Source organism: Pantoea sp. GL120224-02 (assembly GCF_900215395.1).
GTDB classification, from domain to species: Bacteria; Pseudomonadota; Gammaproteobacteria; order Enterobacterales; family Enterobacteriaceae; genus Pantoea; species Pantoea communis.
In genome coordinates this window covers 167926-188411 of the sequence record NZ_OBEC01000011.1, presented here as the reverse complement: position 1 = coordinate 188411, position 20486 = coordinate 167926, and the positions used below count along the sequence as shown (strand labels likewise).

The following is a 20486-nucleotide window of genomic DNA, read 5'->3' as shown; positions in this document are numbered from 1 at the left end:
GACCTGGTCTGCGGAGCCCGTCAGACGACGGAAATCGGTGATATAACCGTGAACAATCTTCTGCGATTCGAATTTCTGCAGAGGTCCAATGCCCATAATCAGCGTCACCGCTTTGCGCAGCATCCGGTCTGGTGAGATGTCATTATCCGGGCTGGTGAACATCACGCTGTAAAGGTAGTTCTCGCTCAGCGCTTCCATGCCCGTAAGATTTTCCACATCAATCGGAGAATTACAGGCTGGAATCAATAAAGAATATCGATTGAGCGTAGAGGAAATTACCGATGCTTTTTTTTCTATTAGGCCAGAGGGGATCATTGTCATTCTCTCCTTGATGACGAATTGTTATGTCTCCCACTAATTGCAGAGAGAATAACGTCAGTAATATTTTTATTTCTTGATTGCCGATAATGACTTCTTTGTCAAGCTATCAGGGATTAACGTCACCGATATCGCATGCTTTTCCATAGGGAAAAACCGCCCCCCAGTGATTGTTATACGGCTGCTGCGACTACTAAATTTGATAAATTCTCACTCTGTTTCAGGCACGCTACCGCCCCTGGCCGTTAACCGAGGCCTATAAGGTCTGAGGCATCTGTAAATCGGTATATTTTCAGAGGCGTATCTGCGCGCAGGCGAACCTCTGAAAAAGCGGACAGTGAACCACCCACACTGGCTTACGCGAAGGCGCGTTCGTGCAATGAATTGGAATGAATGATTTTGACATCCTTGTAAGTCCAGGTTTTTACTCGCTGCGCAATTCAATCTGCTTCAGGTAGTTGCGCTTCTTTTTATAAGTGCCCTTGATGTCGTGCATCACAGAGTTAACCTTCACCACCCTTGCGTTCTCCTTATGAACGAGAGAGGAAGCTCGATTGACTTATGCGCCCCTGCGGTGTGCAGGCACTGGCGTAAATTGGAACGGACTTTCAAAGCCCCTGTTCGATAATCCACACTTATGATTCAATCGTATAAATAGTGGAGAAAAGCATTAAGACCCGACTTTTCCTGTAAGTCCGTGCACGAATATAAAGTAATCAATGGACCTAAAGCAACAGCCTGACACGATCTCTTATTGCTGATTTATATAAGGAAATTCTTAAATTTGGCTTTAAGTCATTGTTAGATGGCTCATAATTTAGCCAGAAATATCTGAAAAAAATTTTTGAGAAAATTTATTCTCAGGCGGTCACTTCATTCAAATGAGGAAAAACCAGTAAGCAAATATAACAACTTTCTCCGAGGGATTATTTTGGAGGGGCGATTGCCGTGATCGTTGCGCCCGGTACACATTGCCGAGGTTGAGGGGGGGAAAAGCGCCACCGCTATCTCTGTTTCACAAATAGCACTCAGTTTGGGACACATTTTCCTCTCTATCAGAGATGCCGGCAGATCTGGGCTTTAACCGAAAGGATATAATCCATTGCATTAGCGGGTTGCTATTAATGGAAAAAAGCAAAAGTGGTCATGTAGAATTATAAGAAATCGTCCTTAAGCTAAAACCTCATGACATTAAATAATGGTTATTTAGGACTTTACCATCCTAATTCGACGCCAAAACCGAAGTCTGAGTCCATGCCGATAACGGATCGCAATCTCGCGCTCTGGTATCGGCAGTTTGGCGATCCTGTTGATGTACTGACGCTGGAATCCTCCTCTTTAGCCCCTTGTTCCGCTGGCCTGCTGCGCGTGCAAATGCACTATGCGCCAGTGAACGCGTCTGATCTGATCCCGATTACCGGTGCTTATCGTCACCGTGTCGCGCCGCCACAGGTCGCTGGTTACGAAGGCGTGGGCACCGTGATCTCCGCGCCCTCTGCTTACTCACATTTAGTGGGGCAACGCGTGTTACCACTGCGTGGCGTGGGCTGCTGGCAACATTATGTGGATATCGATCCACAGCTCGCTATTCCGGTACCAGAGGATATTAAGAGTACGCTGGCTGCGCGCGCCTATATCAATCCGCTAGCCGCTTTGCTGATGCTGCAGCAATGGCCGGTCAGCGGTAAAAATGTCCTGATCACTGCCGGTGGTTCCGCCTGCGCACTGTTGCTGGCCCAGTGGGCTAAGCTGCGCGGTGCACGACGCGTGGTGATGGTGTATCGCTCGTCAGCACATGCAGAAAAGTTGCACGCCCTCGGCCTGAGTGCGTTGCAGGAGACTGCGCGGGACGCGATTGAAGCAGTGAGTGCGCAAACCGATATCGTGTTTGATGCGGTCGGCGGCGATGTGGGGCAGTTGATCTGGCGAACGCTACCTGAGCACGCGCACTTTGTGGCTTACGGGGTATTAAGCGGCGCGCCGGTAAAAGTGAATGCCGCCCGTCCAGCACTGCACTGGTTTCATGTGCGGCACACCTTGGGCGATATTGGCGCGGCACCGTGGCAACAGCTTTTCTCAAAGATCTGGCCGTTGCTGCGCGACAGCGAGTGTGGTGAGGTGGAAATTTTCCCATTGAAAGAGTGGCGCGCGGCAATCGAAAGTTATCACCAGTCGGGTCGTGCGCGTAAACCCCTGCTGTGTCTGGACGAGTAAAGAGAGGCGAAGCAGCCTCTCTGTTCAATCAATTATTTAGCCGCAGCCTGCAGCCAGGCGACCACCAGCGGGGATAGCCGATTTTGCAGCGCCGCCCGTTCTGACTGGAACAGCGTCGCGACAAAGAACGGATGATCGGTCAGTTCAACACCGCGTACGTCACGATCCAAATCCCATGAAGTAATCTTCAGATTATTGGTTGCCAGCGCGTCACTGAATTCCGGGTTCACGCCGAAATTACAGTGATACCCTTCATCACTTTCCAGCGCGCCGTAAGCTTGTGCAATCTTTGAACCCGCTTCGAAAGTCACCGTGCCACGCTGTTCCACCAGCGAACAGGTCAGCGGCGCAATCACCCAGCGCCCACTTTCATCGGTTTCCGCATGCCCGGCATCTTCCCAACCCAGCACATTGCGGGCGTACTCTACCACCGCATACTGGAAACCGCCACACGAACCGAGGAACGGTTTGTGGTTTTCACGCGCCCAGCGGATCGTTGCAAACACAGCTTCGTCGTTGAGATACGGGCTGCCTGGCACGACCCAAATGGCATCGTAATCGTTCCAGTTGTGTTGATGGATGTCGGGAGTGGCGATCCAGTCGGCGGTAACGTCGAGCGAGAGGGATTTTGCGGCAAACTGTACAGCAGGAGGAATGGCTTGATGTGCAACAGCATTGGCACGGAAATCGCCAACAAGGGCGACACGAACTGACTGCGTCATGGCTACGTCCTTTTAGGGAAAAAACGAGGTTACAGCAAACATCTCGACCTGTCTAAGCGCATTTCAGCGCGATATCACTCACTTTCGTTTGCGCGCATTTTGGTTATAGCCTGCTGTTTACACGGCTAAACATTCCTCTTTGTGGTGATTAACTCGACGGATGTTGACCACGCAATCGTTTACTTCTTTTACGGTTTTAATTAATTCGTAATTTTGTGCGCAGGATCAACAAATTAGCCATTTGGAAACTTTAGTCAGCCTATTACGCTCAACTATCAAGCAATTGTGCTTGGTAAATGTACATTCACGGTCTTTATATTGGTATAAATTATCATCTATAGCGTTATGTTCTGTAAAATACACCTTAAGCGGTTTATATCAGGAAAATGATCCTAAGGATCTCCAGTTAGCACGATTATTCTGATATAATGCCACACAGCAATATTTAACACTGATTTACAACTTCTTATAACGGCATTAACCCTACCTGTTACAAGTATTTCAGCGTGCAAAAAATGCTTGCCCTGTTGGCCTGATTCAGCCAAATTAGGCGCCGTTTTTCCTTTCTAATAACAATGTTGCGCGGGATTACTCAGCCCGACGCAGACTTAATTCCTGTCGTAAAACAGGCTATGTATAAACTGAGGTACACGTGTCAACTGCAAACAAACACACTGACGAGGCAGTAAGCCTCAACGCGTTCAAGCAACCGAAAGCGTTTTATCTGATCTTCTCCATCGAACTGTGGGAGCGTTTCGGCTACTACGGTCTGCAAGCCATCATGGCCGTTTACCTGGTGAAACAGCTGGGCATGTCCGAAGCGGACTCCATTACCCTGTTCACCTCGTTCAGCGCCCTGGTTTACGGCATGGTCGCGATTGGCGGCTGGCTGGGCGATAAAGTATTGGGTACCAAACGCGTGATTGTGCTCGGCGTGATCGTGCTGGCGCTCGGCTATGCGCTGATCGCCTTCTCAGGCCATGACACTGCGATGGTGTACGTCGGCATGGCAACTATCGCCGTGGGTAGTGGCTTATTTAAAGCCAACCCCTCTTCTCTGCTGTCTACCTGCTACGAGAAAGATGATCCGCGCATCGACGGTGCGTTCACCATGTTCTATATGTCGATCAACATCGGTTCTCTGTTCTCGATGATGCTGACACCGTGGTTGGCTGCACATTACGGCTGGGGCGCAGCGTTCTCGCTCTCCGTGGTGGGTCTGGTGATTACCTTACTGAACTTCCTGTTCTGCCAGCGCCTGGTGAAAAACTACGGTTCTAAACCGGACTTTGCGCCACTGAATGTCAGCAAATTGCTGATGACGCTGGTAGGTGTGGTGGCGCTGGTTGCCATTGCCGCCTGGTTGTTGCATCACCAAAGCATTGCGCGTATGGCACTGGGCGTGATTGCCGTCGGCATCGTGCTGGTGTTCGCGAAAGAAGCCTTTGCCCTGCAGGGTGCAGCACGCCGTAAAATGATCGTCGCCTTCCTGCTGATGCTCGAAGCGATTGTGTTCTTCGTGCTCTACATGCAGATGCCAACCTCACTGAACTTCTTTGCTATTCGTAACGTTGAGCATGCCATTCTGGGCATTACCTTCGAACCAGAACAGTTCCAGGCACTGAACCCGTTCTGGATCATGCTGGCCAGCCCGATTCTGGCAGCGGTTTACAACAAGCTGGGCGACAAACTGCCTATGCCACACAAGTTCGCGATTGGTATGGTGCTGTGCTCTGCTGCGTTCCTGGTGCTGCCATTTGGTGCCAGGTTCGCTAACGATGCCGGTATTGTGTCTGTGAACTGGTTGATCATCAGCTATGCACTGCAGAGTGTGGGCGAACTGATGATTTCCGGTCTTGGCCTGGCGATGGTGGCGCAGTTAGTCCCACAGCGTCTGATGGGCTTCATCATGGGTTCCTGGTTCCTGACCACGGCGGGTGCTGCAATGATTGCCGGTAAAGTGGCGAATCTGATGGCCGTACCGAATGATGTGACCGATCCGCATGCTTCACTGGAAGTTTACAGCCATGTGTTCCAGCAGATTGGTATTGCAACCGGTGTGATCGCTATCCTGATGTTGATCACCGCGCCACTGCTGAACCGCATGACGCAGAGTGATGCTTCACAGCCTGAACTGAAAAGCGCTAACGCCAATCAGTAATGCAGGTGATGTGAATAAGCCGGGCAAACGCCCGGCATTTTTATTTCCTATTACTCATTTCTTTCCATCGCTTTAACGTTTCCTGCTGCCAAAGCTTCGCTTTTTATCCACTTCCCCGCATGATGACGGCTTCCTGTTAAACGTGCTGGAATCATCATGGATAAATTTGAAGAACTTCAGGTATTTGTTGCGGTGATTCAGCAAGGCAGCCTGGCCAGTGCTGCACGTTTTTTACAGCGCTCCCCTCCCGTTATTACCCGCACATTGAATGCCCTCGAGTCCCGGTTGGGCACGACCCTGATTGAACGCACCACTCGTCAACTGGCGCCCACAGAAGCGGGCTGGCAGCTGTTCGAACGGGCTCAGCAAATATTAGGTGATTATCAGCACGCGCTCGATAGCGCGCATCACAGTGGCCTGCAGGGGCTGCTGCGCATCACCGCACCCGTGCCTTTCGGCCGCCGCCATATCATGCCGCTGGTGAATGCATTCTTACAGCAACATCCCGAGATGCAAATCGAAGTGGTGCTGAGTGACAGCTATCAGGATTTAATTGAGAACGGGTTGGATATCGCGCTGCGCATTGGCGAATTACAGGATTCTTCAATGGTGGCACGCAAAGTAGGCAGCGTGCGTTCGACGTTGGTGGCGAGCCCGGAATATCTTCGGCTTGCAGGTGCTCCCGCCCATCCGGCAGAGCTGCAGCAACATACGGTGATCACCAGTTTGCGTCACACACGTGAATGGCGCTTTGCCCAGGATTTACGCGTGCGCATTTTGCCTCGTCTGCGCGTCAACGATATTGAAAGCCAGCTGGAAACGCTGCGTGGCGGTCAGGGGATTGGACGTTTGCTGTCGTACCAGGTGCTGGATGATATTCGTGATGGCAAACTGATCCGTTTATTACCCGAGTGGGAGCCTGTCCCCTTGCCGGTACAACTGGTCACACAGCGGGTTAAAAACATGACGCCTAAGGTGCGGCAGTTCTGGGACTATGCGCTGGAACAATTGCCTGCGCTACCTTGTTTTACGCAGGAAAAGTTTAAAGCGGACCGTAATTCCTGATCGCGGTCACTGGTAAAAAATTTTCGCAGATTTATGCTAATTCGATCACAACCACACTTCCAGGAGAAGCCATGATGAAACTCTATTGCAAGCCCGGTGCCTGTTCGTTGTCACCGCATATTGTTGCGCGTGAATGCGGGCTGGACTTTACCCAGGTCAATGTCGATCTGCAGAAAAAGGTCACCGAGCAGGGAGAAGATTACTGGCAGATTAACCCCAAAGGACAGGTTCCTGCGCTGCAGTTTGATGACGGCAGCTTGTTAACCGAAGGCGTTGCCATTGTGCAGTATCTGGCGGATCTGAAGCCGGATCGCAATTTACTGGCACCGACCGGCAGCCTGACGCGCTACCACACCCTTGAATGGTTGAGCTTTGTCAGCAGTGAACTGCATAAAACCTTCTCGCCGCTGTTCCGTCCGGACACGCCGGAAGAGTACAAAGCGATTGTGCGGGCGCAGCTAGAGAAAAAATATCAGGCGGTGAATGAAGCGCTGCAGGATAAGCAGTGGCTGATGGGACTGCGTTTCACCGTGGGCGATGTCTACCTGTTTGTGGTCACGCGTTGGGCAAAAGCCATCAAGCTAGATTTGAGCGGGTTAACGGCGCTTGAAGCCTGGTTTGATCGCGTGGCGGAGCGCCCTGCGGTGCAGGCAGCATTGAAAGCGGAAGGTTTGGTTTAAGCCGATTCAGGCGCACCCTGTGCGCCTGTTTTGCATCGTGTCTGCAGGCCACCGGGTGGTCGCCTGCAGATTTCGCAGCCGTTACAGCTTCTCAGCAGCAAAGTGCTGAGTCGGTTGCGCAATCGCGTCCTGCGCTGCCACCAGTTGCAACTCGTACTCGCCCATCTCGTGAGTTTTCAGCATCACTTCATACACTGCAGCGGTAACGTGTTCCAGTGCGTCCTGTAACGATTTACCGTGCAGCAGATCGACCAGCAGCAAACCACTGGTGAGATCGCCCACGCCCACCGGCTGACGAACCCCGAAATCCACCAGCGGACGGCTGATATGCCAGCACTCGTCAGCGGTGACCAGCAGCATCTCAAAGCGATCGCTGCGACGTCCGGCACGCGCCAGATGTTTCACCAGCACCACTTTCGGTCCCTGCGCCACTAACGCGCGTGCCGCCACTACCGCCTGCTCAATATTCGCCACTTCGTGGCCGCTGAGCATTTCCAGCTCCAGCAGGTTCGGCGCGATGATATCGCTGGCTGGCATCGCCATCTTGCAATGAAACTCCGCGACGCCAGGCGCCACAATGCAGCCCTTTTCAGGGTGGCCCATCACCGGATCGCAGAAGAACCAGGCGTTGGGGTTAGCGGCTTTCACCTGACGCACGATCTCCAGAATCTGCTCGCCCTGCTCAGCAGACCCTAAATAGCCGCTCAGCACCGCATCACAGGTCTTCAGACGGTCAATCGCCGCAATGCCTTTGACGATGTCGGTCAAATGGGTCGCTGGCATCACGGTGCCGGTCCAGTGACCGTATTGCGTGTGATTAGAGAACTGTACGGTGTTTAACGGCCAAACGTTTGCGCCCATACGGCGCATGGGGAATTCGGCGGCGCTGTTACCGGCGTGGCCGTAAACCACATGAGACTGGATTGCGAGGATATTTTTCATTATTGCCCTGTACTGCCTTGCCATAAAAAAGGGCCGGAAACCGGCCCTCGAACCTTACTGCCAGTTAATCAGGCAGTAGTGTTTTTTACCGCGACGCAACAGCGTGAAGCGACCAAACAGTTTGTCGCTGTCGCTGAAACGATACTCGGCGTCAGATTGTTTTTCACCGTTGAGAGAAACGGCGTTGGAACCGATCATGGTACGCGCCTGACCGCGCGAAGGTACCAGTTCAGCCGCCACCAGCGCCTGCTGCAGATCGTCTTCCGCTTTCAGGTTAATCACTGGCATACCGTCCTGCGCTAACTGCTCGAAGTCCGCTTCGGTCATCTCGGTCAGGCTGCCTGAGAACAGGCTGTCGGTAATACGTTTTGCCGCCGTCAGACCCGCTTCGCCGTGCACCAGACGTGTTACCTGCTCTGCCAGCACGTATTGGGCGCGTGGCGCTTTACCGCTGTTCTTGTCTTCTTCTTCCAGCGCATTGATCTCTTCAATGCTCATAAAGGTGAAGAACTTCAGGAAGCGATACACGTCTGAGTCAGCAGTGTTAATCCAGAACTGGTAGAACTTGTATGGGCTGGTTTTCTTCGCATCGAGCCACACTGCGCCACCTTCGGTTTTACCGAATTTGGTGCCATCAGATTTGGTGATCAGCGGAACGGTCAAGCCCCACGCCTGCTGCTGATGCAGACGGCGCGTCAGATCGATACCTGACGTGATGTTGCCCCACTGGTCAGAACCGCCAATCTGCAGCACCACATCGTGACGCTTGTTCAGTTCCGCAAAGTCGTAACCCTGCAGCAGGTTGTAGGAGAACTCGGTGTAAGAAATACCCTGATCTTCACGGTTCAGACGCTGCTTCACCGCTTCGCGGTTGATCATCTGGTTCACCGAGAAGTGCTTACCGATGTCACGCAGGAAAGTCAGCACGTTCATGCCGCCAAACCAGTCGTAGTTGTTCGCTGCAATAGCACTATTATCACCGCAGTCGAAGCTGAGGAAAGGCGCCACCTGGTTGCGGATCTTCTCAACCCATTCGCCCACGGTATCCGCGGTGTTAAGTTTACGTTCTGCTGCTTTAAAGCTGGGATCGCCAATCAGACCGGTGGCACCACCCACCAGCGCGACCGGCTTGTGTCCGGCGTCCTGAAAACGTTTCAGGCAGAGCAGCGGCACCAGATGGCCCAAATGCAAGCTATCAGCGGTCGGATCGAAGCCGCAATAGAGTGCAATTGGCCCTTGCGCCAGTCGCTCTGCTAACGCTTCCTCGTCCGTTACCTGGGCGACTAAGCCCCTTTCTTGCAATTGTTGTATCAGGTTACTGCTGGTCATCACTGACTCCAAATTGATCAGACTGCACCTAGGCTGGTACACAGCTTTCCGCTGAGATGCGGATACGAAAAAAATGAGGGCTATAGCATAAAGCGCTGACGCCAACTGCGCCAGCGTTGAAAGGGGGTAAAACGCAGTTTTACGGCGCTAAACGGTCAATCGTCCAGCCGTTGCCTTCACGTTGGTAGAGGAAGCGGTCGTGCAGGCGATGTTCGCCGCCCTGCCAGAACTCCACGGTATGGAATTTGACGCGATATCCGCCCCAGAAACTGGGTAAAGGCACTTCGCCTTGCTGGAATTTTTGCTTAAGTTCAAGGAACTTGCCTTCCAGCACACCACGCGCCGAAATACGGCTTGATTGCTTTGACACCCAGGCACCGATCTGGCTATCCCGTGGGCGGCTGCTAAAGTATTTCAGCACTTCCAGTGGCGACAGTTTTTCCACTTCCCCTAATACCATCACCTGGCGCTCAAGAAAGTGCCATGGGAAATGCAGCGAGATGCGCGGATTGTCCGCCAACTGCAGCGCTTTGCGGCTGCCCAGATTGGTGTAAAACACCATGCCTTGTTCATCGTAATGCTTCAGCAACACAATACGCTGATAAGGCTGGCCGCTGCTGTCAACGGTGGCGACGGTCATTGCTGTAGGATCGGGCAGTTGGGCATCGCACGCCTGCTTGAGCCAGTGTTCAAACAACGCCAGCGGATTGTCTGGCAGATCGTTACGTCTAAGCCCGCCGCGAGTGTACTCACGACGTAAATGGGCAATGTTTTGCAAGCTGTCACTGTCGCTCATGCTGATTCTCTTCGTTACTGGGCGGACGTATCCGCATTTTGCAATTCACAGTCATTAATCACGATTTTGTCATTACGCTCAACAAAAGCGCCATTGCCTTTCGACCAGAAGACATAAGTGCCGTCGCTGTAGCGCGCGCCGGAAGCTGATACGGTTTGGGTTAAGGTGAGCGGTTTACCATCCAGAATAAAGCTCACCTGCTGCTTCGGATTGTCCAGTGTCACCGTTAACGGTAACGTGCCGCACTGATAGCGCAATGTCTGTGGTGTAGGCTGCTCTTTGTGCATCATGCCGCAGCCACTCATCGTGACGACACAGCTCAACAGAATAACGATTTTTTTCATCTTTCACTCCTTAATGTGTCAATCGGGCATTCGCCGGATAAATGGCGCCCAATACACTCATTTCCCGTGCACCGGTGACGGCAGGCAAATTGCCTGGCAAACCGGACAAGGTGCGAAACGCCAGCCAGGCGAAGGCCAACGCTTCCATATCATCACCACTGATCCCGGCGTCATCCGTCGTCCCCACTTCTGTACCCGGCAAATGGGCCGCCAGCCGCGCCATCAGCAATGGGTTGCGACTGCCGCCACCACACACCAGCAGGCGATCGCAGCCATCGTTGAGCTGAACTTGTTGAGCAATGGTCAATGCGGTGAGTTCGCTGAGTGTGGCCTGCACATCCTGCGGTGCCAGCGCCGGGAAACGCTGTAATTGACGTTCAACCCAGCCGAGATTGAAGTATTCACGACCGGTACTTTTCGGTGGTGGCAGCGCGAACCAGGGGTCGTTGAGCATTTCCTCCAGCAGTGCAGGCACCACCTGACCACTGCGCGCCCAGCTAGCATCCTTATCATAGGGCACGCCCTTATGACGCCAAATCCAGGCATCAATCAACATATTGCCAGGCCCGGTATCAAAGCCACGCACAGGCTGACCGGGGATCAATAATGACAGATTGGCAATACCGCCAATGTTGAGCACCATGCGCCGTTCAACGCTGTCCATCAGCAGCGCCTGATGGAACGCGGGAACCAGTGGCGCGCCTTGTCCGCCTAAGGCCATGTCGCGACGACGAAAATCGGCCACCACGGTAATTCCCGTGGCGGCGGCGATTTGATTGCTGTCCCCAATCTGTAGCGTATTCGGGGTGTCGCTCTGCGGCTCATGCCACACGGTCTGACCATGACAACCTATTGCCATGATGTCGCTGGCTTCCAGCGATTGCTGCTGCATTAGCGTTAACACCGCTTCGGCAAATAGCTTGCCCAGCCGTGTATCCAGTTGGCCGAGTTGCGACAGCGTCAGCGATTGCCCCTGACAGATTGCCAGCACCTGTTGCCGAATCTCCTGCGGCATCGGGTGACAATAGCTGGCCTGCTGCGCGACCATATGATTATCAATCACCGCCAGTACCACATCGACACCGTCGAGGCTGGTGCCGGACATCACACCAATATAGCGTCCTGATTTCATAGCGGTTCCTTACTCACGCGCGAGTCTTCAATTCGATTCTGTTTAGCCTGGCAAATATCAGCGGCTAATTCTATGATAAAATTCCGCTTTTCAACCGCACCGCACACGGCATTTCAGCGATAAAATATTTTCAGCACGAAATTGAATTTTTGTTGAGGGGCAATGGTCTATCCTTCGCCTCAGCCGCGTATTATTTGGACATAGAGTCAATTGCCAGCTTTCTGTCTTATACTCTTGCTGTAGAGGACGAGAACATGGCGTTTTTTTGCATTAAGGAGCTTTCTGATGATTAAGCGTTTTGTAGCCGTGGCACTGACCGGCCTGACGCTGGCAGGTTGTGTCAGCAATGACACCCTTTCCGGTGATGTGTATAGCGCCAATGAAGCCAAACAAGTACAAAGTGTCTCATACGGTACTCTGGTGTCGGTTCGCCCGGTTAAAATCCAGGGTGGCGATGAAAATAACGTGATTGGCGCGATTGGTGGTGCGGTGCTGGGTGGTTTCCTCGGTAACACCATTGGTGGTGGCACCGGTCGCAGCCTGGCCACAGCAGGCGGTGCGGTACTTGGCGGCGTAGCAGGCCAGGGCGTGCAGGGTGCGGTCAACAAGTCTGACGGTGTTGAGCTGGAAATCCGTAAAGACGACGGCAACACCATTATGGTGGTGCAGAAGCAGGCCGCAACCCGTTACTCAGTGGGTCAGCGCGTCGTCATGGCGTCGAATGGCAGCCAGGTGACCGTTTCACCACGCTAAGCGAACAGATAAAAAAAACCGACGCCAGCGCGTCGGTTTTTTTATTTCTCGCGGTTTTGGAACTCGAGAATGTTTTTTTCCAGTCGAGCAATCAGCGTGACCATTTGATTAATCTCTTCGAGGCTGATGCCCGAAAGGATGTCATCCCGGGTCGCATCAATCACATTTTCAACCTGCTCGATAATCGGCTCGGCCTGCTTCGTCAACTTAATGCGTTTGGCACGACGGTCGTTAGCACAGGTGGCACGCGTGATGAGTCCCTTCTCTTCCAACTGATCCAGCGTACGCACCAGCGAAGGTTGTTCAATACCAATGGCTTTGGCCAGCTGGATCTGCGACTGCTCTGGCGGAAGTTGATGAATATTGTGTAACGTCACCCAATGCGTTTGTGTCAACTCAAGCGGCTTCAAACGCTGGTCAATCAAGGCACGCCAGATGCGTACCAGCCGAGACAGGTCTGTACCGAGGGGCGTATCCATTTCATCTCCTTATAATTAGCTTGCTAGCTATCAAGCCAGATTTTACACTATTCTGCGAGTTTACAGGACAAATTACAAATCCCAGGCCAGACGGCACGCTCTCTTCTACGCTAGTTTGAGAGAGAACCTGGGACAATGAAGGATGAAGACACGTGTCCATTACCGCACTTTCCGCCACCGCTCCGCTTACCGACCTGGTATTTGGTGCCTCGCTGTTCTTTCCGCCGCTGTTTAAAGCTGTGCTGCTGGGTTTCTTTTTCTGGTTACTGATTCACCCGTTGCTGCGCGGCTGGATGTACTCCGGCGACATCTGGCATCCCACCTTAATGGATCTTTCCCTGTTTGTTCTGTGCGTCACTGGCGCACTGTGGATACTGAGCCTCGGATAAATCACCATGAAATTCAACCCTTTTAAATACTTTTCAACACTGGTGGTGTTTGCCCTGGCCCTGATTGCCGGCTGGTGGATGTGGAACTACTACATGCAGTCACCGTGGACACGTGATGGCAAAGTGCGCGCTGAGCTGGTGGATATCACACCGGAAGTATCGGGCCGCATCATTGATCTCAAGGTGCATGACAACCAGTTTGTGCATAAAGGGGACATCCTTTTAAAGATCGATCCCGTGCCCTGGCAAATTGCGCTGGATAATGCGGATGCTCAACTGGCGAAGGCGCAATCCGATTTGGCCAAAGCCCAACACGAAGCCAATCGTCGTGCCAGCCTGCCACGTAATGTGATCTCAGCAGAAGATATGGATGCCGCACGACTGACAGCAAACGCCGCCGCAGCAACGGCTAAAGCGGCACAGGCGAGTCTGGATCAGGCGCGCTGGAATCTGCAACAAACCACGCTTACCGCGCCCACCGACGGTTGGATCAGCAACCTGACGCTGCGTCCCGGCAACTACGCCACCGCCGGAACACCGTTGTTCGCCCTGGTGGATAGCCACTCCTATTATGTGATGGGCTATTTCGAAGAGACCAAACTGCGTCACATTCAGCCCGGCGCCGACGCGCAAATCGTACTCTACAGTAATGGCACTCGCTTGCAGGGAAAAGTGGAGAGCATCGGGCGCGCTATTTACGATCAGAGCGTTTCAACCGATGGCGGTTTAGTGCCAGACATCAAACCCAACGTGCCTTGGGTGCGCTTGGCACAGCGTGTGCCGGTACGCATTCGTTTGGATGCGATTCCGGATGATGTTCCGCTGGTGGCGGGCACCACCTGTACGATTTCCATCGCACATTGAGGCCGTCATGAATCTGCAGTGGCTGGCCTGGCAAAATCTGCCGTGGATTAAAGCAACCGGCGGCGAATGGCGCTATGCCTTGCGTAATGCGATTGCGATGTGTCTGGCGCTCACCATCGCCTATGCGCTGCAACTGGATGAACCCTATTGGGCGATGACCTCCGCCGCCGTGGTGAGTTTTCCCACCGTGGGCGGTGCGATCAGTAAAAGTCTGGGGCGTATTGTCGGCAGCCTGCTCGGTGCCACCGCCGCGCTGCTGATTGCCGGGCATACGCTCAACGAACCCTGGCTATTTGCCTTTTTTATGGCCGGCTGGCTGGCGTTTTGTACCTGGATCGCCAACCACTATCAAAATAATGTCGCCTACGCATTCTCTCTGGCCGGGTACACCGCAGCGATCATTGCCTTTAGCAGCGTCAATATTACCGATGTGACCCAATTGTGGGTTATCACTCAGGCGCGCGTTTGCGAGGTGATTTCAGGCATTTTATGTGCCGGACTGATGATGATGGTTTTGCCCAGCACGTCGGACGGCAACACCTTGATGAATTCGCTGCGGCAAATGCACGCCCGTCTGCTCGACCATGCGGTTTTACTGCTGCAACAAAGCAGTACTGATAACGTGCGCACCGCGCATGAGAATGTCATCAGCCAGATTCTCACCATGAACTTACTGCGCATTCAGGCCTTCTGGAGCCATTACCGCTATCGCCGTCAGAACAACGTGCTTAACTATGTTTTGCACCAGCAGTTGCGCCTGACCAGCGTTCTCTCCAGCCTGCGCCGCATGCTGCTGAACTGGCCGGATGCACCACCGGAACTCTACACCGCCATTCAACAATTGTTACACGAACTCGCATTGCCGCAGTGTGATAAGTATCGTCTGGCGCGCATACTGCGCAGTGTGACACCGGACGCCACCGGCGATTATCGTCAGCGCGCGTTTGTTCAACGTTTACGTTATTTCTGCTGGGTTTACCTCAACGTTAATCGCTGGATACGTTTGATTGAGCGCGCAGACGCCGATACGCGCTTTCAACCGCCAAAAGTGCCCTCTCTGGCACGTGAAAGTGACAGCGCTGAAGCCGGCTGGAGTGCGTTGCGCACCTTTAGCGTGATCATGCTGGGCTGTGCTTTCTGGATTGACACACAATGGGATGCAGGTGCAGCAGCCCTGACGCTGACCGCGATTGCCTGCGTGCTCTACTCTTCCGCTCCCTCCCCCAGTGGCAGCGTGTCACTGTTGCTGAAAACCCTGCTATGGCTGTCGGTGTTTAGTTTTCTGCTGCAATACGGTTTGATGGTACAAATCAGCGCCCTGTGGCAGTTTCTGCTGGTGCTGTTTCCGCTGCTGATCACCTTGCAACTGTTTAAGCTGCAGCAGAAAAAACGCGCGGGGATGTGGGGACAATTTATTGTGTTTATGGGTTCATTTATTGCCGTCACCAACCCGCCAGACTGGGATTACCAAAGCTTTCTCAACGATAATCTGGCCAAAGTGTGTGGCGTGCTGCTGGCATGGATGGCTTTTCAGGTACTGCGCCCCAGCTCCGATGCGCGCCGTAGCCGCAGGCATATTCGCGCGTTACGCCATGCATTTCTTGACCAGTTGCGACGCCATCCACGTCTCAGCGAAAGCCACTTTGAATCGCAGATCTACCATCACATCAGCCAGCTGAGTAGTAGCCGCGATGAACAAGCGCGTGTCTGGTTGCTGCGCTGGGGCGTGGTGCTGCTCAACTGTTCCCATATTGTCTGGCAATTACGCGAATGGCGGCCAGCCTCAGCCACTTTGGCGCAAATGCGCGATAGCAGTTTGCAGGATCTGCAACGGATTATGAGCCTGCGCGGCGTGCGTCATACTTCGTTGCAGGCCACGCTGGATGAGCTGGAAGGGATGATTGCGCAACTGCAGCAGCAGCCTGATAGCGAAGCCAATACGCTGGCGGGCATTTTATGGCGCCTGCGCTGTTCGTTAGCACAGTTAAGTCAGGCGGTGCCGGATTAATTACTGGCAATATTGTGTGGTCTGGCGGTTAAAATCGTCCTGCAACTGCTGCAAGGTTTTATGCCCTTCAAAACGGGTTTTGTCTTGCTCGGTCATCGGTTCAATCACCAGGTATCGCTCCTCATACGAATAGATAAAGCGACGATCGAGAAACGTGCCGGTGAAACTTTTCCCCCGGATTGAGCCGCAAACCGTGGTTAACGTGCGGTGAAAAAACTCGGTGTGCAGGAAATTGGTTTCGGTGGCGCTGCGCAGCACATTCTGACAGCCCTGTGCCTGTAACTGTTCGAGCGTGTGCGGGGTAAGCCACTCCCGTCCGCGAGCGATATCTTCACAACTTGCACGCAGCGGGTTGGTATCAATGGTGCGCTGTAACTGGCGGCTGGTGTCTAACCTCAACTGCGTTTCGTTAGGTTGATCACATCCCGCGAGTAATACACATAACAGCAAAATCCCACGCGTTTTCATTCCTGCCCCTGAGAGGTTTTATTCCTGAATCAACATCATAGGACGGATAGCGTGCGGAGTGTAGCGGGAAAGTGGGTCAGAATTTTTCCGGCAGTGAAAAGATGCAGACGGCAGATTGCCTGCCGCCTAAGAGTTTAAATCACACCGCAGGCAAATCGCGCACCGCCTCCCCCTAACGGCTGCGGATGATCTGCATGATTATCGCCACCCACATGAACCATTAACGCCTTCCCTTTCACTTCGCTCAGCGATTTTATACGCGGCGCCACCACCGGGTAATCGGCCTTGCCATCGTCAGTGACATACAGAGCAGGCAGATCGCCCAAGTGACCCTCTGCGTAAGGCCCGAGATGTTTGCCGGTGTTTTGTGGATCCAGATGTCCACCCGCTGCGCCGGCCGCAACAGTTTTGCCATCCGATTGACCAGGCTCACAACTGCCTTTGGCATGCACGTGGAAGCCGTGAACACCCGGTTTCAGGCCGGTTAGCGCGGGGGCGAACTGCAAACCATATGGCGTTTCACTGATGGTGACTTTGCCAATGGCGGCGCCGATACCCTGTGCGGTGACCTCATGCAATGTCACCTCTTCAGAGGCGGCCTGAGCGCCAGCAGCACAGACCAGCGCCAGTGTGGCGATGAGAATTTTTTTCATAACGTCTCCTTACGGTTGAAATGCCCTGTAAGCCTGGACCGGAATAGGCCAGGCTGCCGTAATTTGACGTAGTTTTACGCTTCAGGGCACATCAAAACCGAGTGCCGCTTTGCGAATGCGGAACCACTGCTGACGATCGAGCGTCAGTTGGCAAGCGCCTGCCGCTTCGCTGACGCGCGTGGCTTTACCGGATCCGATGATTGGCAGTGGGCGGCTTGGCAATTTCATCACCCACGCATACACCACCTGTTCAATGCTGCTCGCGCCGATTTCCTGTTTTACCTGCTCAAGCTCATCACGCAGCGGCTGATAATGCGCATCGTTAAACAGACGTCCACCGCCTAAACAGGACCATGCCATCGGCCGGATGCGCACCTGCTGACACTGATCAAGCGTGCCATCGAGCAGCGTTGACTGTTCCAGCGGTGAGATTTCCAGTTGGTTGGTCACCAGGCTAAACGGCAGGCGAGATTGCAGCAGCGTGAACTGGGAAGCGGTAAAGTTTGACACGCCGAAGTGATGCACTTTGCCGCTCTGATGCAGTGCCATAAAGGCTTCGGCCATTTCATCTGCATCCATTAAAGGATCCGGGCGATGAATCAGCAGCAGATCGAGATAATCGGTGTTGAAGTAACGCAGGGAATTTTCCGCACTGTGCAGGATGTGGCTGGCCTCGGTAATGTAATGGCCAATTTTATGTTCCGGTTTGGCTCGTGTTGCAATGCCGCATTTGGTGACAATCTGCAGTTTTTCACGCAGCCCCGGTGCAAGACGCAGCGCCTCGCCAAAAGCGGCTTCACAACCGTAGTTACCATAAATATCGGCGTGATCGACAGTGGTGATGCCCAATGACAGATGATGCTCGATAAAAGCCACTAACTGCTGCGGCGTCATGCCCCACTCCAGCAGGCGCCAGTAGCCAACGATCAGCGGTGAGAATTGAGGTCCCTGCGGGGCGATAGTTTGCGGTTGTAACATCGGTAAACTCCCTTGAACGCGAAAGCGGAAAGCGAAGCTGGGAGTATAACGGAAAGGCAAATCATCGTTTTCTTAAAACAGTGAGGGTTGTTCCGGATCATGATTCTCATCGACTTTTTGTTGTCGATGCAGGCGCAGCCAGCGTTGGCGACATAACCGCAACACATCACGTTTTTGCGCATCGGTAAACTTCATCCAGTTAAAGCGTTCCTCACGGCTACGCAGACAGCCGCGACAATAGCCGCGCGCATCACTCTGACAGATGCCGCGACACGGGCTGGGAACAGGAAAGAACTCTAATTGCTCGGCCACATCCACTCCGGTTTAACAATAAGCTTTATATTGATAACAGCTTAGTGACATTGTGCAAAGCGTATACGTAGTTCGCCCAGATTTCATCCAGCCATCACCACGGAAATGGATATTTACCATTGTTCTCAGCGCAAGAACCTTTGGTTGGGTACTGTTTAATAAGCGTTAAGGTTTTCCTCATATTGAATTCATACGATTGTCACATTCCATCCTGCTACTGAGTTTTCATGAAATTCACGAACAAGTTACAGTGCCATGCCAGCAGTTTTAATCTGATTGCCGCCCTGTTTTTTACCCTCGTGCTCAACGCCCTGTTTCTACTGCGGGCGTGGGAAATTATCCCTTACGATCGCCTTCACGATTACCTGTTTGCTGCCAGCATTCCGGTGGTGCTGGCCTCTGCGTTCTATCTGATTTTCTCGTTGCTGGCATGGCCCTATGTTCGCAAGCCGCTGCTTATTCTGTTGGTGATGGCCAGCGCCGCCGCTAACTACTTTATGCACAGCTTCGGTACGGTGATCGACACCAACATGATCGAAAACGTGTTTGAGTCGGATGCTCAGGAAGCTGGAGCATTGATCAGCAGTGGTTATGTGGTGTGGATGATCTTGATGGGGTTGGTGCCCGTCGCCGCCATTTGCATGGTGCGCATTAAAACGGGCCAACGCTGGTGGTGGAGCCTGCTGCAACGTCTGGCCGGGGCGCTGGGTGCGATTTTGCTGATTCTGCTGATGGCGGTGCTGTTCTACAAAGATTACGCTTCGCTGATTCGCAACAATAAAGGGCTGGTGAAGATGATCACCCCGGCCAATATTGTCAGCGGCACCGGTCATTACGTTGATCAGCGTTATCTGCAAGGCAGCCAGGCGCTGGTCAAAATTGGCCTGGATGCCAAAAAAGGCCCGCTGATCACCGCGGAACCGAAGAAAACGCTGGTGGTATTAGTGGTCGGCGAAACCGGACGTGCTGAGAACTTCTCTCTTGGCGGCTATGCGCGTGAAACCAATCCTGAACTGAAAAAACAGCAGGTTATCTACTATCCCGACGCCAGTTCCTGTGGCACGGAGACCGCCATTTCAGTGCCCTGCATGTTCTCCAACATGCCGCGAGAGCATTACGACGCCAACCTGGCGCATCATCAGGAAGGCGTGCTAGATATTCTCGCCCACGCCGGGGTCAGTGTGTTGTGGCGCGAAAACGATGGCGGCTGTAAAGGCGCCTGCGATCGCGTGCCACACACCGATATGACGCAGTGGAATTTATCGCAATATTGCCACGATGGTTTCTGTCTCGATGATGTTCTGCTGCATCGTTTTGATAACTATGTGGACAGTCTGCACAATGACGGGATTATCGTGTTACATCAAATGGGCAGCCACGGTCCGGCCTATTATCAGCGTTATCCGGCGGAATTCCGTCGCTTCACGCCAACCTGCGATAGCAACCAGATTCAGGATTGCGATCATCAGGCGTTGGTGAATACCTATGATAACTCTCTGTTGTACACCGACGATATGGTGAGCCGCACCATTGATAAACTTAAAGCTTTGAGCGATCGCTTCAACGTAGCGCTGGTCTATCTCTCAGACCACGGTGAATCACTGGGTGAACACGGTATGTATCTACACGGTGCGCCTTATATGTTTGCGCCCTCACAGCAGACACATATCCCACTGTTGATGTGGATGTCACCAGGCTATGCGTCGGCGTTCCACATTAACGAGACCTGTTTACGCCAGCAGGCCGCGAGTGAGAAAGTGTCGCAAGACAATCTTTTCCATACGGTTTTGGGCATGTTCAACATCCAAACGCAAGAGTACCAACCGCAACTGGACATGATCAGATCGTGCCAAAATGCCGGATAAGGTTTGCATTAGAC

General features: G+C 53.1%; 20 protein-coding genes and 1 pseudogene. 9 read left to right on the top strand and 12 right to left on the bottom strand.

Annotation, left to right across the window (positions count from 1 at the left end; genetic code table 11):
- Window positions 1-198 (bottom strand): annotated as a pseudogene (locus CRO33_RS24640) (phage late control D family protein); the annotation flags it as partial.
- Window positions 199-1572: 1374 nt separating this feature from the next.
- Here CRO33_RS24640 and CRO33_RS19620 point away from each other — a divergent pair.
- A complete protein-coding gene (locus CRO33_RS19620; RefSeq protein ID WP_176505797.1) occupies window positions 1573-2532 on the top strand; it encodes a zinc-dependent alcohol dehydrogenase family protein in 960 nt (319 codons plus the stop codon).
- Window positions 2533-2564: 32 nt separating this feature from the next.
- Here CRO33_RS19620 and CRO33_RS19615 read toward each other — a convergent pair whose 3' ends face one another.
- Window positions 2565-3254, bottom strand: a complete 690-nt coding sequence (locus CRO33_RS19615) for a CTP synthase C-terminal region-related (seleno)protein (protein WP_097119289.1) — start codon at window positions 3252-3254, stop codon at window positions 2565-2567.
- A gap of 652 nt (window positions 3255-3906) precedes the next feature.
- Here CRO33_RS19615 and dtpA point away from each other — a divergent pair.
- The 3 genes from dtpA to gstA all read left to right on the top strand — a co-directional run bounded on the left by dtpA (window position 3907) and on the right by gstA (window position 7160).
- Complete coding sequence (gene dtpA, locus CRO33_RS19610; RefSeq protein ID WP_097119288.1) at window positions 3907-5415, top strand: dipeptide/tripeptide permease DtpA; 1509 nt, start codon at window positions 3907-3909, stop codon at window positions 5413-5415.
- A gap of 156 nt (window positions 5416-5571) precedes the next feature.
- Window positions 5572-6480, top strand: coding sequence for a LysR family transcriptional regulator (locus CRO33_RS19605; protein WP_097119287.1), 909 nt, complete (start codon window positions 5572-5574; stop codon window positions 6478-6480).
- 74 nt (window positions 6481-6554) lie between these two features.
- The gene (gene gstA, locus CRO33_RS19600; RefSeq protein ID WP_176505801.1) at window positions 6555-7160 is read left to right on the top strand and encodes a glutathione transferase GstA; all 606 of its coding nucleotides are present in this window, start codon (window positions 6555-6557) and stop codon (window positions 7158-7160) included.
- A gap of 81 nt (window positions 7161-7241) precedes the next feature.
- Here gstA and pdxY read toward each other — a convergent pair whose 3' ends face one another.
- The 5 genes from pdxY to anmK form a co-directional block, all read right to left on the bottom strand.
- Window positions 7242-8102: a pyridoxal kinase PdxY gene (pdxY, locus tag CRO33_RS19595; RefSeq protein WP_097119285.1), complete on the bottom strand. Its 861-nt coding sequence runs from the start codon at window positions 8100-8102 to the stop codon at window positions 7242-7244.
- A gap of 54 nt (window positions 8103-8156) precedes the next feature.
- On the bottom strand, window positions 8157-9431 hold the full coding sequence (tyrS, locus tag CRO33_RS19590; protein WP_034821575.1) for a tyrosine--tRNA ligase: 1275 nt from the start codon (window positions 9429-9431) through the stop codon (window positions 8157-8159).
- Between the two features lie 139 nt (window positions 9432-9570).
- Window positions 9571-10227, bottom strand: a complete 657-nt coding sequence (pdxH, locus tag CRO33_RS19585) for a pyridoxamine 5'-phosphate oxidase (RefSeq protein WP_045834198.1) — start codon at window positions 10225-10227, stop codon at window positions 9571-9573.
- A gap of 14 nt (window positions 10228-10241) precedes the next feature.
- On the bottom strand, window positions 10242-10571 hold the full coding sequence (locus CRO33_RS19580) for an MliC family protein (RefSeq protein WP_058959764.1): 330 nt from the start codon (window positions 10569-10571) through the stop codon (window positions 10242-10244).
- Window positions 10572-10581: 10 nt separating this feature from the next.
- Complete coding sequence (anmK, locus tag CRO33_RS19575) at window positions 10582-11703, bottom strand: anhydro-N-acetylmuramic acid kinase (RefSeq protein ID WP_097119284.1); 1122 nt, start codon at window positions 11701-11703, stop codon at window positions 10582-10584.
- 285 nt (window positions 11704-11988) lie between these two features.
- Here anmK and slyB point away from each other — a divergent pair, with 285 nt between their 5' ends.
- Complete coding sequence (gene slyB, locus CRO33_RS19570) at window positions 11989-12456, top strand: outer membrane lipoprotein SlyB (RefSeq protein WP_034821586.1); 468 nt, start codon at window positions 11989-11991, stop codon at window positions 12454-12456.
- 41 nt (window positions 12457-12497) lie between these two features.
- Here slyB and slyA read toward each other — a convergent pair whose 3' ends face one another.
- Window positions 12498-12935, bottom strand: coding sequence for a transcriptional regulator SlyA (gene slyA, locus CRO33_RS19565; RefSeq protein WP_034821588.1), 438 nt, complete (start codon window positions 12933-12935; stop codon window positions 12498-12500).
- A gap of 152 nt (window positions 12936-13087) precedes the next feature.
- Between slyA and CRO33_RS19560 the strand changes: the two genes are divergently transcribed.
- The 3 genes from CRO33_RS19560 to CRO33_RS19550 are packed head-to-tail and all read left to right on the top strand — an operon-like array spanning window position 13088 to window position 16196.
- On the top strand, window positions 13088-13324 hold the full coding sequence (locus tag CRO33_RS19560; RefSeq protein WP_038647264.1) for a DUF1656 domain-containing protein: 237 nt from the start codon (window positions 13088-13090) through the stop codon (window positions 13322-13324).
- 6 nt (window positions 13325-13330) lie between these two features.
- On the top strand, window positions 13331-14188 hold the full coding sequence (locus tag CRO33_RS19555; protein ID WP_058959762.1) for an efflux RND transporter periplasmic adaptor subunit: 858 nt from the start codon (window positions 13331-13333) through the stop codon (window positions 14186-14188).
- Between the two features lie 7 nt (window positions 14189-14195).
- Window positions 14196-16196, top strand: a complete 2001-nt coding sequence (locus CRO33_RS19550; protein ID WP_097119283.1) for an FUSC family protein — start codon at window positions 14196-14198, stop codon at window positions 16194-16196.
- Here CRO33_RS19550 and CRO33_RS19545 read toward each other — a convergent pair whose 3' ends face one another.
- The 4 genes from CRO33_RS19545 to CRO33_RS19530 form a co-directional block, all read right to left on the bottom strand.
- Complete coding sequence (locus CRO33_RS19545) at window positions 16197-16664, bottom strand: hypothetical protein (protein ID WP_034821596.1); 468 nt, start codon at window positions 16662-16664, stop codon at window positions 16197-16199.
- A gap of 134 nt (window positions 16665-16798) precedes the next feature.
- The gene (gene sodC, locus CRO33_RS19540; RefSeq protein WP_058959760.1) at window positions 16799-17317 is read right to left on the bottom strand and encodes a superoxide dismutase family protein; all 519 of its coding nucleotides are present in this window, start codon (window positions 17315-17317) and stop codon (window positions 16799-16801) included.
- Window positions 17318-17398: 81 nt separating this feature from the next.
- A complete protein-coding gene (locus CRO33_RS19535; RefSeq protein WP_097119282.1) occupies window positions 17399-18295 on the bottom strand; it encodes an aldo/keto reductase in 897 nt (298 codons plus the stop codon).
- 72 nt (window positions 18296-18367) lie between these two features.
- Window positions 18368-18607 (bottom strand): DUF1289 domain-containing protein, encoded by a 240-nt coding sequence (locus tag CRO33_RS19530; protein ID WP_034821614.1) that lies wholly within the window; start codon window positions 18605-18607, stop codon window positions 18368-18370.
- A 227-nt stretch (window positions 18608-18834) separates the two neighbouring features.
- Here CRO33_RS19530 and eptA point away from each other — a divergent pair, with 227 nt between their 5' ends.
- Window positions 18835-20472: a phosphoethanolamine transferase EptA gene (gene eptA / locus CRO33_RS19525; protein WP_097119281.1), complete on the top strand. Its 1638-nt coding sequence runs from the start codon at window positions 18835-18837 to the stop codon at window positions 20470-20472.
- The last annotated feature ends 14 nt before the right edge of the window (window positions 20473-20486 follow it).

Bases quoted from the DNA above. Each gene is read 5' to 3' on its own strand.
- CRO33_RS19615 (WP_097119289.1), bottom strand. From the start codon at position 3,254: ATGACGCAGTCAGTTCGTGTCGCCCTTGTTGGCGATTTCCGTGCCAAT.
- CRO33_RS19555 (WP_058959762.1), top strand. From the start codon at position 13,331: ATGAAATTCAACCCTTTTAAATACTTTTCAACACTGGTGGTGTTTGCC.
- slyA (WP_034821588.1), bottom strand. From the start codon at position 12,935: ATGGATACGCCCCTCGGTACAGACCTGTCTCGGCTGGTACGCATCTGG.
- pdxH (WP_045834198.1), bottom strand. From the start codon at position 10,227: ATGAGCGACAGTGACAGCTTGCAAAACATTGCCCATTTACGTCGTGAG.
- CRO33_RS19535 (WP_097119282.1), bottom strand. From the start codon at position 18,295: ATGTTACAACCGCAAACTATCGCCCCGCAGGGACCTCAATTCTCACCG.
- CRO33_RS19605 (WP_097119287.1), top strand. From the start codon at position 5,572: ATGGATAAATTTGAAGAACTTCAGGTATTTGTTGCGGTGATTCAGCAA.
- tyrS (WP_034821575.1), bottom strand. From the start codon at position 9,431: ATGACCAGCAGTAACCTGATACAACAATTGCAAGAAAGGGGCTTAGTC.
- CRO33_RS19580 (WP_058959764.1), bottom strand. From the start codon at position 10,571: ATGAAAAAAATCGTTATTCTGTTGAGCTGTGTCGTCACGATGAGTGGC.
- CRO33_RS19620 (WP_176505797.1), top strand. From the start codon at position 1,573: ATGCCGATAACGGATCGCAATCTCGCGCTCTGGTATCGGCAGTTTGGC.
- CRO33_RS19550 (WP_097119283.1), top strand. From the start codon at position 14,196: ATGAATCTGCAGTGGCTGGCCTGGCAAAATCTGCCGTGGATTAAAGCA.
- CRO33_RS19545 (WP_034821596.1), bottom strand. From the start codon at position 16,664: ATGAAAACGCGTGGGATTTTGCTGTTATGTGTATTACTCGCGGGATGT.
- slyB (WP_034821586.1), top strand. From the start codon at position 11,989: ATGATTAAGCGTTTTGTAGCCGTGGCACTGACCGGCCTGACGCTGGCA.
- eptA (WP_097119281.1), top strand. From the start codon at position 18,835: ATGAAATTCACGAACAAGTTACAGTGCCATGCCAGCAGTTTTAATCTG.
- gstA (WP_176505801.1), top strand. From the start codon at position 6,555: ATGAAACTCTATTGCAAGCCCGGTGCCTGTTCGTTGTCACCGCATATT.
- pdxY (WP_097119285.1), bottom strand. From the start codon at position 8,102: ATGAAAAATATCCTCGCAATCCAGTCTCATGTGGTTTACGGCCACGCC.
- sodC (WP_058959760.1), bottom strand. From the start codon at position 17,317: ATGAAAAAAATTCTCATCGCCACACTGGCGCTGGTCTGTGCTGCTGGC.
- anmK (WP_097119284.1), bottom strand. From the start codon at position 11,703: ATGAAATCAGGACGCTATATTGGTGTGATGTCCGGCACCAGCCTCGAC.